The following is a 10,819-nucleotide window of genomic DNA, read 5'->3' on the forward strand; positions in this document are numbered from 1 at the left end:
CCGGTACGGTTGGACCGATCCTGATGTAGACCGGTTTCACGCGAAGCCGTCGGAATGTAAGCGGCTTGCAGATTTCCGACCTATGATTGCGCCGTGACACGGCGACTTGCGGAAGTGGCGAAGAAGGTCGGCGTCAGCGAGGCGACCGTCAGCCGGGTGCTCAACGGCAAGCCCGGCGTGGCGGAGGCGACTCGCGCGGCCGTGCTGACGGCTCTCGACGTGCTCGGCTACGAGCGCCCGACCCAGCTGCGGGGTGAGCGGGCCCGATTGGTGGGCCTGGTGCTCCCCGAGCTGGGAAATCCGATATTTCCGGCGCTCGCGGAGGTGGTCGGCGGCGCGCTCGCCCAGCAGGGGTTCACGCCCGTGCTCTGCACCCGCACCGCGGGCGGCCTGTCCGAGGCCGACTACGTGGAGATGCTGCTGGAGCAGCAGGTCTCCGGGGTGGTGTTCGCCGGCGGGCACTACGCCGAGGCGGACGCGCCGCACGAGCACTACTTCCGGCTGCTGGAGCTCCGGCTGCCCGTGGTGCTGGTCAACGCCGCCACCGAGAGCCTCGGCTTCCCCCAGGTCTCCACCGACGACGCCGTGGCGGTCGAGCAGGCGTTCGGCCACCTGACCTCGCTCGGCCATGATCGCATCGGGCTGGTCCTCGGGCCCGAGGACCACATCCCCTCGCGGCGCAAGCACGCGGCCTTCATCGCGGCGGCGCGCGCGGCCGGCGTCGAGGTGGGCCCCGAGTCGGTCGAACGCACGCTGTTCTCCCCCGAAGGGGGACAGGCCGTCGCCACGAAGCTGCTGAAGAAGGGCGTCACGGGCCTGATCTGCGGGAGCGACCCGCTCGCGCTCGGGGCCATCCGCGCCGTGCGCCGGCTCGGGATGTCGGTGCCCGAAGACGCGTCCGTGGTCGGGTTCGACGACTCCGCCTTCATGAACTGCACCAATCCGCCGCTGACCACGGTGCGCCAGCCCATCGAGGCCATGGGCAGGACCGCCGTGACGTTGCTGGTCAGCCAGATAGAGGGCGCGTCGGTCACCGCGGAGGAGCTGCTCTTCGAGCCCGAGCTGGTCGTGCGTGGCTCCACCGCGCCCGCCAAGATCCGTTCCGCCGTGCTCGCGGAGTAGGGCCCCGGTTTCGGGCACGCCGGAGAACTCGGGAAGATGGATCCCCAAACCAACACCGCGGAACCTGGCAGGCGGCCTCTCGGCTCGATCCCGGCTCCGGACCCCGGCGGGGAGATCCCCGGCCCGGGGGTTCCGGCAGGGAGCCTTCAGTTCGGGACTCTTGAAGGAAAGGCAGGTCGGCCATGTCGCCCGATCGTCGAATTCTTTTCGTCCACGCTCACCCCGATGACGAGTCGATCGGCACCGGGGCCACGATGGCCAGGTACGCCGCAGAGGGCGCGCACGTCTGCCTGGTCACGTGCACGCTGGGCGAGGAGGGCGACGTGATCCCCGCCGAGCTGCGGCACCTCGGCGCCGACAGGGAGGACCGGCTCGGGGATCACCGCGTGGGCGAGCTGGCGCGCGCCTGCGCGGCGCTCGGTGTGGACGATCACCGGTTCCTCGGCGGGGCGGGACGCTGGCGCGACTCCGGCATGATGGGGGCGGCCACCAACGACGATCCGGCCTGCTTCTGGCAGTCCGACCTCGACCTGGCGGCGGCGGAGCTGGTCGGCATCGTCCGCGAGGTACGACCCCAGGTGCTCGTGACGTACGACGACAACGGCTACTACGGCCACCCCGACCACATCCAGGCGCACCGCGTGGCCTGGCGGGCGTTCGAGAAGGCCGCCGACCCGTCCTTCGGCGACGGTGAGCCGTGGTCGCCGTCGCGGTTCTACGCCACCGCGATGCCGCTCTCGGTGCTGGAGAAGGCCGTCGACACCGGGCCCTTCGAGCGGCTGAAGTCCGTGGAGGACTTCGGGTTCGGCGTTCCCGACGACCAGGTCACCACGTACGTCGACGCGACCGGGCACCTGGATGCCAAGACCGCCGCCCTGCGCGCGCACCGCACGCAGATAAGCGTGGACGGGGCGTTCTTCGCCCTGTCCAACAACGTGGGCCAGCCCGTGCTGCCCGTGGAGTACTACACCAGGCTGGCCGGGGAGCCGGGCCCCGTGGACGACGACGGCCGCGAGACCGGCCTGTTCGGCTAGCACACGGGGGCGCGAGACCCCGGAGCGTCCGGGCCGGCCCGTGGGGCTTCGAGACGCGGGGGCGTCCGGGCTGGAGCGCGGCCCTGCCGGGGCCTGCGAGAGTTCAGCACCGCTTGGTCGGCTCGGACGGGCCCGTCCTATGATGACGGGGACGTCACGTTCGCCCCGCCGCGGCTGCCGGGCGCCGAGTACATGCTGACGGTTCTCCACCGCAGCGAGGGGGCCGTGCTCAGCCCGCAATGGAGCGACCAGACCCACTGGGGCGAGGCTGCTGAGCATGCTGAGGCACATCGAGGATCTCATGGTCTGGGCGGCCTACGGCTACCCGGGCGACATGCCCGTGCTCGGCCACGACCGGGTGGCCGGATGATCCACGACCGCCATCTCGAATGGGACGGCTGCTACAACGCCAGGGACCTCGGCGGCCTGGCCACCGGGGACGGTCGCGGGACCCGCATGGGCGCCGTCGTCCGATCGGACACGCCCGACCGCCTGACCGCCGCCGGATGGTCGGCGCTGCGCGCGTACGGCATCCGCACGCTGGTCGACCTGCGCAACGACAGCGAGGTGAAGGCCTGGAATGGCTACCGCCCGCCCTGGATCACGGTGCTCCGCGCCCCGCTGGACGACGACGGCGACACCGAGTTCTGGGAGCGGCGGCGGCACCTCTACGGCACCCCGCTCTACTACCGCACCTTCCTCGAACACAAGCCCGGCCGGTGCGCCGCCGCCGTGGCGGCCGTCGCCCAGGCGCCGCCCGGCGGCGTCCTGTTCCACTGCGTCGCCGGCCGCGACCGCACGGGCATCGTGGCCCTGCTGGTGCTCGCCCTCGCGGGCGTCGCGCCCGCCGACATCGCCTCCGACTACGAGCTGACCACCGAGCGCCTCGGGCCCCTGTACGTCAAGCTCGGCGAGGAGGACGAGGCGCCGATGATCAGGCGCCGGCTCCAGAAGGCGAACACCTCGGCCCGCGAGATCATCCTGTCGACCCTGGCCGAGCTCGATGTGGAGGCCCACCTCCTCGACGGCGGCCTCCGCGAGGACGACCTCGAAACCCTCCGCGCCCGCCTCCTCGGCCCGCCGGCCTGAGCCTCCGCCCGGATCGTCGGACGTCAGGCGGACTCCGCGGAGTACGGCTTGCGCCGCGGGCGCAAGCCGTACGGGTCGTCACCCGGAGCAGACCTCGAGAACGGACTAGCCGGTGCGGAGCCAGACGGCCGTGTCGGAGGGGAGCACGTCCCCGTCCAGCGGGCCGCTCGCGAGCAGCACGCTCTCGTGGGGCGGCAGCGCCACCGGGTGGGAGTTGAGGTTGACCACGCAGGTGAGCCCGGACTCCCGGGTGAACGCCAGCACGCCCTCCTCGGAGTCCAGCCAGCGCAGCGAGCCGTCACCGAGCTCGGCCCGCCGGATCCGCAGCGCGGTCCGGTAGAGGCAGAGCATGGAGTTCGAGTCCGCCGCCTGGGCCTCGGCCGTCAGGCTCTTCCAGGAGGCGGGCTGGGGCAGCCACGACTCCCCGGTGCTGTAGCCGAACGGGGGCTCCTGGCCCGACCACGGCAGCGGCACCCGGCAGCCGTCCCGGCCGGGGACGGTCTGCTTCGACCGGGTCCATATGGGGTCCTGGCGCAGCTCGTCCGGGATGTCGTCGACCTCGGGCAGGCCGAGCTCCTCGCCCTGGTAGACGTAGACGCTGCCGGGCAGGGACATCGCCAGCAGCGCCGCGGCACGGGCCCTGCGCTCGCCGAGCACCAGGTCCGACGGGGCGCCGTCCCTGCGCTCGCCATGGTCGAATGACGTCACCTCCCTGCCGTACTTGGTCACCGGGCGCGGGACGTCGTGGTTGGACAGCACCCAGGTCGGCGGGGCGCTGATCGGCACGTGCGTGGCCAGCGTCATGTCGATCGACGCGCGCAGCTCGGCGGCGTCCCACGGGCGGGCCATGAAGTCGAAGTTGAACGCGGTGTGCATCTCGTCGGGACGCAGGTAGAGCGCGAAACGCTCCTGGTCGGGCAGCCAGACCTCGCCGATGAGGATGCGCTCGCCGTACTCGTCGGCGATCTGCCGCCAGCCACGGTAGATCTCGTGCACGGCGTCGTGGTCGGTGTAGGACTCCTCGACGCTGTCGAAGTCCTTGATGAGCACGGCGGCGGAGTCGATGCGGATGCCGTCCACGCCGCGGTCGAACCAGAACCGCAGGACGTCGTGGAACTCCTCGACGACCACCGGGTTGGTCCAGTTGAAGTCGGGCTGCTCGGGGGCGAACAGGTGCAGGTACCACTGCCCGTCGGCCACCTGGGTCCAGGCCGGGCCGCCGAAGATGGACTGCCAGTCGTTCGGCGGCAGGTCGCCACGGCCGTCGGCGAACCAGAACCGTTCCCGCTCCGGGGAACCGGGTCCGGCGGCAAGCGCCTGGACGAACCACTCCTGCTGGTCGGAGCCGTGGTTGGGGACGATGTCGATGATCGTCTTGATGCCCAGCGCGTGCGACTCCTTGATGAACTTCTCCGCCTCGGCCAGCGTGCCGAAGGACGGCTCGATGTCGCGGTAGTCGGCGACGTCGTAGCCGCCGTCCGCCATCGGGGAGGGGTACCAGGGATTGAGCCAGATCGCGTCGACACCGAGATCGGAGAGGTAGGGCAAGCGGGACCGCAGTCCAGCCAGGTCGCCGATGCCGTCGCCGTTGCCGTCGGCGAAGCTTCGCAGGTAGACCTGGTAGATCGCGGCTCCCCGCCACCACGTTTCGGACATGCTGGAGTCTCTCCCTTACAGATTCGGTGTGCGGCTCGCGCCGTTTCGATGGACGGCCCGGGTCGCTGCGTGTACGGCGCGAGCGGCATGGTGCACGGCCGGTGCGTCGTGTTCCTGGAGGGCCGGCGTGGCTAGGGTGAGGGCTCGCGCCGTCTGCCGGAGGCCGGCGTGGCTCCGGCGTACGGCGCGCCCGCTCATCCCTTGAGGCTTCCGGCGGTGAGACCCGCCATGATGCTCCGCTGGAAGACGAAGAAGACCACGATCGCCGGGATGCTCGCGATGACCAGCGCCGCCATGAGGACGTTCTGCGGCATCTGTGCCGAGAGCGAGGAGATGCCCACGCTGATCGACATCTTGTCGCTGTCGGGCAGCACGAGCAGCGGCCAGACGAAGTCCTTCCAGACGGTCACGACCGACAGGATGGAGACCACGCCGATGATCGGCCGGGACACCGGGAGCACGATCGACCACAGGATCCTCAAGGGGGTGGCGCCGTCGATCTCGGCGGCCTCCAGCAGTTCCTTGGGGATCGAGTCGAAGAACCGCTTGAGCAGGAAGATGTAGAACCCGTTGGCGGCGGCGGGCAGCCAGATCGCCCAGGGCGTGTTCAGCAGGTTCCAGCCGAGGATCGGAAGGTCCTTGACCGTCAGGTAGGCCGGCAGCAAAATCACCATCGGCGGGATCATCAGCGTGGCCAGCATCAACCCGAGGATCGCCTTGCCGAGCACCGGCCGCAGCTTCGACAGGGCGTAGGCCGCCGTGACGTCGATCCCGAGGGTGAACAGCCACGCGCCGGCCGCGTAGATGACCGTGTTGCGGAGGAACAGGCCGAGGTCGAGCTGGTCCCAGGCCTCCTTGTACACGCTCCAGTCGATCGATGTGGGGAAGAACGACGGCGGTATCTGGGCGAGCTCGTCAGAGGACTTCAGCGCCCCGGTGACCATCCAGTACAGCGGGAAGACGAAGATCGCGGTGAAGCTCACGACCACCGCCACGAGAACGATCCAGTAGACGATGCGCCCGCGCGGGGTGTTCAGCGTGTGCGGCGAGACCAGGCCGCGGAACTGGCGCTCCATCTTCTTCTTCGGCGTGCGGGAACGGCGCGCCTTCCCGTGGCCGGACGCCGGGGGGGTCACGAGGCGAACGGGACGGTTCGACTGGACGCCACTGCTCGACGACTCAACTGTGCTGTGCGACATCGACGTCCACCTCCTAGATCTGGTTGTCCCGCGAGACACGCAGGTAGACAGCGGAGAACACCATCAGCACGAGCATGAGCATGAGCCCCAGCGCGCCGCCGCCGCCGAAGTTGCCGAAGCTGAAGGCGTACTGGTACATGAGGTAGGCGACGGTGACCGTCGCGTTCTCCGGGCCGCCGCCGGTGAGCAGGTAGGGCTCGATGAACACCTGCATGGTGGCGACGATCTGGAGCAGCAGCATCACCAGCAGGATCAGCTTGGTCTGCGGGATGGTGACGTGCCACACCCGCTTGAACAGCCCGGCGCCGTCCAGCTCGGCGGCCTCGTACAGCTCGCTCGGGATGCTCTGCAGCGCCGCCAGGTAGATCAGCGTGCCTGTGCCGAGGTTCATCCAGGTCGAGACGATGACGAGCGAGATGAGGGCGGTGCTCGTGGAGTCCAGCCAGGCAAGCGGGGGCAGGTGCACCATGCTGAGGATCTGGTTGAACAGCCCGGGTCCCGGGTCGTAGAACCACTTGAACAGCAGGACCGCGACGGCCGGCGGCAGCATCACGGGCAGGTAGACGACGAACCTGAGGTAGGCCTTGGCGTGCCGCAGCTCGTTGAGGACGATGGCGGCGACGAACGGCACCGCGTATCCGACGACGAGCGCGAGGCCGGTGAACTCGGCGGTGTTGAGCCAGGCCGGGCCGAACGCGGAGTCCTCGGTCACCGTCTGGAAGTTGTCCAGGCCGATCCATTCGGGCGGCCCGACGAAGTTGGTCTTCTGGAAGCTGAGCAGGAACTCCCGCACCATCGGGTACCAGGAGAAGAACGCGAAGCAGATCAGCGCCCCGCAGAGGAAGCCGTACGCCGTGAGATTGCGGCGCAGGCCGCGCCGCACCGCCCCCGGGGTGCGCCGCCGTCCCCTCGCGGTCATTGTGGTCATCGGTTGAACTCCTGATCTCGACGTGACCGGCGGGGTGCCGGCCTGCCGGCCGGCACCCCGGGCTCAAAGGTCAGCTGGACTTCGCCAGCACGTTGTTGGCCTTCTTCTCCGCGTCGGAGAGGAGCTGGTCGACGTTGGCGTCCTTCCTGGTCAGCACCGCCGACATGGCCGTGTCGAGGATCGCGTAGATCTCCTGCGCCTTCGGGGGCTCCAGCTTGAACTGGACATTGGCGTTGGCGTCGACGTACGGCTGGAAGTGGTCCACGGGGATCGTCGCGAACTGCTTGCGCAGGTCCTGGATCTTCTTGCCCGGCTCGGTGTTGCCGAACAGGTCGATGTCCGGCAGTCCGACCGGCAGGCCGTCGGCCTTGGCCCGCTCGAAGTTGAACTGGCCCTGACCGGGGGTCAGGAACTTGTACTCCAGCCACTGCAGCCCGGCCTTGATCTGGTCCGGGGTGGCCTTCGGGTTGAACATGTAGCCGTCGCCGCCGCTGAGGGAGCTGGTGGCCTCCGGCATCCCCGTCACGCCGTAGTCCTCGAACTTGCCCTTGAAGGTGTTGTTCACCTCCTTGACCACGTCCGGAGCGCCGATCATCATGCCGAGCTTGCCGCTGCCCATCATCCGCATCAGGTCTTCCCAGCGCAGCAGCTGCTTGGTGCCCATGCTGTTGTCGGTCCAGCGCATCGTCTTGAGGTTCTCAAGGACGGCCTTGCCCTGGGGGCTGTTGAAGGCCGCGGTCTTGCCGTCGGCGCTGACCATCTCGCCGCCGCGACCGTACAGAGAGGAGGTGAAGTGCCAGCCGCCGGTGTTGCCGGCGCTGTACTCGCCGTACCCGACGTAGCCGGGGCCGAGCGCGGCGATCTTCTTGGCCGCGGCCTGCACGTCGGCCCAGGTCTTCGGCGGGGCGTCGGGGTCCAGGCCGGCCTGGGTGAACAGCTTGCGGTTGTACACGAGCCCCGTCGAGTAGTTGACCCTCGGAAGGCCGTAGGTCTTGTCACCGCTCTTGAAGACGCTCATGACGTCGGGACGGATGTCCTTCAGAGCGGGGACGCTGTCGAGGTACGGCGTGATGTCCGCCGCCTGCCCCTGGGCGATGATCTTCTGGACGTCGGTGTAGTAGACGTAGAAGACGTCCTCCATCTCCCCGCCGGCCAGCTTGGCCTGGAACGTCTCGGGAACGATGCAGGGGAATGCGTCCTTGCCCTCGACCGTGACGTTCGGGTGCAGCTTCTGGAACGCCGCGACGTCCGCGTCCCACTGGGCCGCTTCCTTCGGGTTGTTCTTCGGGGGCTTGCAGCCGACCGTGATGGTCACGGGGGCGTTGGCAGCGGGAGCTGAGGCGCCGGACGACGAGGCGCCCTCAGGGGTGCTGCCGGCGTCGCTGCCGCATCCGGCAGCGGCAAGAGCGATGCCTGCGCTAAGCAGGATCGCGAGGTTGCGGGGTTTCATGGATGTTTCCCTCCTGGACTGCCCCCGACTACGAGGCTCAAGACTGGTACAGCTTCGCGAACCGGTTGGGAGCAACATATAGAGACAGACATATGTCAGCAAGAGTCCGTCGTGCATGATGCAAAAAAGTGACAGTGCGCCGATCGGTACGGCGATGTGACCTTGACGTCACGGAAGCGAGGTGACGTGGCACATCTCCACCTGGGCAGGCGAAACACCGCCCACCGGCGCGGAGGCCTGACGCTGAGCGGTGAATTCCTCGGACCCGCTCATGTGGTGCTCGACGCGAGCTAGTCGCGCGCCTTGACAGGTCCGGTCGAGCCGCGGACGACCAACTCGGGCTCGAACAGCAGCTCCTCGGCGGTGACAGAGCCGCCGTCGATCTGGTTGACCAGCAGCGTCACCGCCGTCCTGCCGATCGCCTCTATGGGCTGGCGCACGGTGGTCAGCGGCGGGTTCGTACAGTTCATGAACGCGGAGTCGTCGAACCCGACCACCGAGATGTCCTCGGGCACCGACATGCCGAGCCGGCGCACCGCCCTCAGGACGCCGAGCGCCAGCACGTCGCTGGCGCAGATGATGCCGGTGATCCCGTTCTTGACCAGGCGGGTCGCCACGGCCTGGCCTCCCTCCAGGGAGAACAGGCTGCGCTCGACCGAGTCGGGACCCGAATCCAGCCCCGCCCTGCGCGCCTCGGCCTCGAAGGCCTCCAGCTTGCGCTGCGAGGGGACGTGGTCGTCGGGGCCGAGCACCATGCCGATGCGCGTGTGCCCGAGCGAGGTCAGGTGGCCGAAGGCCTGCTCCACCGCCACGACGTCGTCGGTGGCCAGGCAGGGGAAGCTCAGCTCGCTGATCGCGGCGTTGACCAGCACCGCGGGCAGCCGGAGGTCGAGCAGCCTGAAGTAGTGCTCGTGGGGTGCGTCGGTCTCCATGTAGTGCCCGCCGGCGAAGACCATGCCGGAGACCTGCTGTTCCAGCAGCATCTCCACGTAGTCGGACTCCGAGAGGCCGCCCGCGGTACGTGTGCAGAGCACGGGTGTGAACCCGCGCTGCGCGAGCGCGCCGCCGACCACCTCGGCGAGCGCGGGGAAGATCGGGTTGCCCAGCTCGGGAAGGACCAGCCCGACCAGCCGGGCACGCTCCCCTCGAAGCTGTGTTGGACGCTCGTAGCCGAGCACGTCGAGGGCCGTCAGCACGGCCGCCCGGGTCGCGTCGGAGACCCCCGGCTTGCCGTTGAGTACACGGCTCACCGTGGCCTCACTGACCCCGACCTTCTTAGCGACCTCCGCCAGCCGACGTGTCGTCGAGCGCGGGGCCGCAGTATCGCTTGTCACGGTCGCAAATATACGTCAAACAGCTGCAAACAGCTTGCGCTGGGGTGGCTGAGATGTTGTGGTAGCCCGTGGTGGACCCTCGTGGAAGCGTTGTATCGCCCTAGGGTACAGAAAATACCGTGATCCAGTCGTTACCTTGCAGAGTTCCGTCGAAACATTGCGGTTATCTGTCTGTCATCTTATGGTGTGGGCAGTTCCGCCGGGCAAGCGACGGTCCGCGCGTCCCTGACCGCGAAGCGTCCGGCTCTTCGCTTTTCGCAGAAGGGTCCAGTTGATGAAGAAGACCGGCAGGCTACACGCCTGGACGATCGCCACGGTCGTGGCAATGGCAGCGGGAGCGGTCTCCGTCCCGCTCATGTCGTCGGGTGCGGTGGCCGCCACCGCGGTCGACTCACCCTGGGACTTCGCCGGCCGTGGGGCCAGCGTGCCGTTCACCGAGTTCGAAGCCGAGGACACGGCGCACGCCACCACGAACGGGCAGGTCATCGGCCCGGACCGCGTCTACACGCACCTCCCGTCCGAGGCGTCGGGCCGCAGGGCCGTGACGCTCGGCGGGGCCGGTCAGTACGTGGAGTTCACCCTCACCAAGCCCGCCAACGCGATGTCGGTCCGCTACAGCGTGCCGGACAACGCGGCAGGAACCGGGCAGAACACCACCGCCGACCTGCGCGTCAACGGCACGCACCTGAAGGACCTCGCCCTCACCTCCCGGTACGGCTGGTACTACGGCGGCTACCCCTTCGGCAACAACCCGGGCGCAGGGAACCCGCACCACTTCTACGACGAGACGCGGACCATGTTCGGGTCCACGCTCGCGGCGGGCACGAAGGTCCGCGTCCAGTCCAACGGCGGCATCCCGATCACCGTGGACCTGGCCGACTTCGAGGTCGTCCCCGGCCCGATCGCCCGCCCGGCGGGGTCGCTGTCGGTCGACGACTTCGGCGCCGTCCGTAACGGCACCACCGACTCCACCGCGGCGTTCCAGGCGGCCGTGGACGCGGGCAAGG

At 69.0% G+C, this 10,819-nt stretch carries 8 protein-coding genes and 1 pseudogene; 4 read left to right on the forward strand and 5 right to left on the reverse strand.

All coding sequences use genetic code 11. The annotated features are described in order from the left end of the window. The first annotated feature begins 93 nt into the window (after positions 1-93). The 3 genes from AB0O34_RS24340 to AB0O34_RS24350 all read left to right on the forward strand — a co-directional run bounded on the left by AB0O34_RS24340 (position 94) and on the right by AB0O34_RS24350 (position 3,245). Entirely contained in the window at positions 94-1,122 is a 1,029-nt protein-coding gene (locus AB0O34_RS24340) for a LacI family DNA-binding transcriptional regulator (protein ID WP_363918945.1), read from the forward strand. Between the two features lie 182 nt (positions 1,123-1,304). Further along, on the forward strand, positions 1,305-2,156 hold the full coding sequence (mshB, locus tag AB0O34_RS24345; protein ID WP_363918947.1) for an N-acetyl-1-D-myo-inositol-2-amino-2-deoxy-alpha-D-glucopyranoside deacetylase: 852 nt from the start codon (positions 1,305-1,307) through the stop codon (positions 2,154-2,156). A gap of 366 nt (positions 2,157-2,522) precedes the next feature. Then, positions 2,523-3,245, forward strand: a complete 723-nt coding sequence (locus tag AB0O34_RS24350; protein WP_363918949.1) for a tyrosine-protein phosphatase — start codon at positions 2,523-2,525, stop codon at positions 3,243-3,245. 105 nt (positions 3,246-3,350) lie between these two features. On the opposite strand, the gene AB0O34_RS24355 is transcribed toward AB0O34_RS24350, so the two are convergent. The 5 genes from AB0O34_RS24355 to AB0O34_RS24375 form a co-directional block, all read right to left on the reverse strand. Further along, a complete protein-coding gene (locus AB0O34_RS24355) occupies positions 3,351-4,901 on the reverse strand; it encodes a glycoside hydrolase family 13 protein (RefSeq protein ID WP_363918951.1) in 1,551 nt (516 codons plus the stop codon). Positions 4,902-5,095: 194 nt separating this feature from the next. Then, on the reverse strand, positions 5,096-6,100 hold the full coding sequence (locus AB0O34_RS24360) for a carbohydrate ABC transporter permease (protein ID WP_363918953.1): 1,005 nt from the start codon (positions 6,098-6,100) through the stop codon (positions 5,096-5,098). Positions 6,101-6,113: 13 nt separating this feature from the next. Then, positions 6,114-7,028, reverse strand: coding sequence for a sugar ABC transporter permease (locus tag AB0O34_RS24365; RefSeq protein ID WP_363918955.1), 915 nt, complete (start codon positions 7,026-7,028; stop codon positions 6,114-6,116). Between the two features lie 70 nt (positions 7,029-7,098). Continuing rightward, on the reverse strand, positions 7,099-8,478 hold the full coding sequence (locus AB0O34_RS24370) for an extracellular solute-binding protein (protein WP_363918957.1): 1,380 nt from the start codon (positions 8,476-8,478) through the stop codon (positions 7,099-7,101). A gap of 290 nt (positions 8,479-8,768) precedes the next feature. Next, positions 8,769-9,812 (reverse strand): LacI family DNA-binding transcriptional regulator, encoded by a 1,044-nt coding sequence (locus tag AB0O34_RS24375; protein WP_363918959.1) that lies wholly within the window; start codon positions 9,810-9,812, stop codon positions 8,769-8,771. Between the two features lie 274 nt (positions 9,813-10,086). Between AB0O34_RS24375 and AB0O34_RS24380 the strand changes: the two are divergent. Continuing rightward, a pseudogene (locus AB0O34_RS24380) lies at positions 10,087-10,819 on the forward strand (hypothetical protein); the annotation flags it as partial.

This window comes from Sphaerisporangium sp. NPDC088356 (assembly GCF_040685555.1).
In the GTDB taxonomy this organism is placed as follows: domain Bacteria; phylum Actinomycetota; class Actinomycetes; order Streptosporangiales; family Streptosporangiaceae; genus Sphaerisporangium.

What these genes read in the sequence shown, in the direction of transcription:
- mshB (WP_363918947.1), top strand. Translation starts at nt 1,305, where the DNA reads ATGTCGCCCGATCGTCGAATTCTTTTCGTCCACGCTCACCCCGATGAC.
- AB0O34_RS24350 (WP_363918949.1), top strand. Translation starts at nt 2,523, where the DNA reads ATGATCCACGACCGCCATCTCGAATGGGACGGCTGCTACAACGCCAGG.
- AB0O34_RS24355 (WP_363918951.1), bottom strand. Translation starts at nt 4,901, where the DNA reads ATGTCCGAAACGTGGTGGCGGGGAGCCGCGATCTACCAGGTCTACCTG.
- AB0O34_RS24360 (WP_363918953.1), bottom strand. Translation starts at nt 6,100, where the DNA reads ATGTCGCACAGCACAGTTGAGTCGTCGAGCAGTGGCGTCCAGTCGAAC.
- AB0O34_RS24365 (WP_363918955.1), bottom strand. Translation starts at nt 7,028, where the DNA reads ATGACCACAATGACCGCGAGGGGACGGCGGCGCACCCCGGGGGCGGTG.
- AB0O34_RS24370 (WP_363918957.1), bottom strand. Translation starts at nt 8,478, where the DNA reads ATGAAACCCCGCAACCTCGCGATCCTGCTTAGCGCAGGCATCGCTCTT.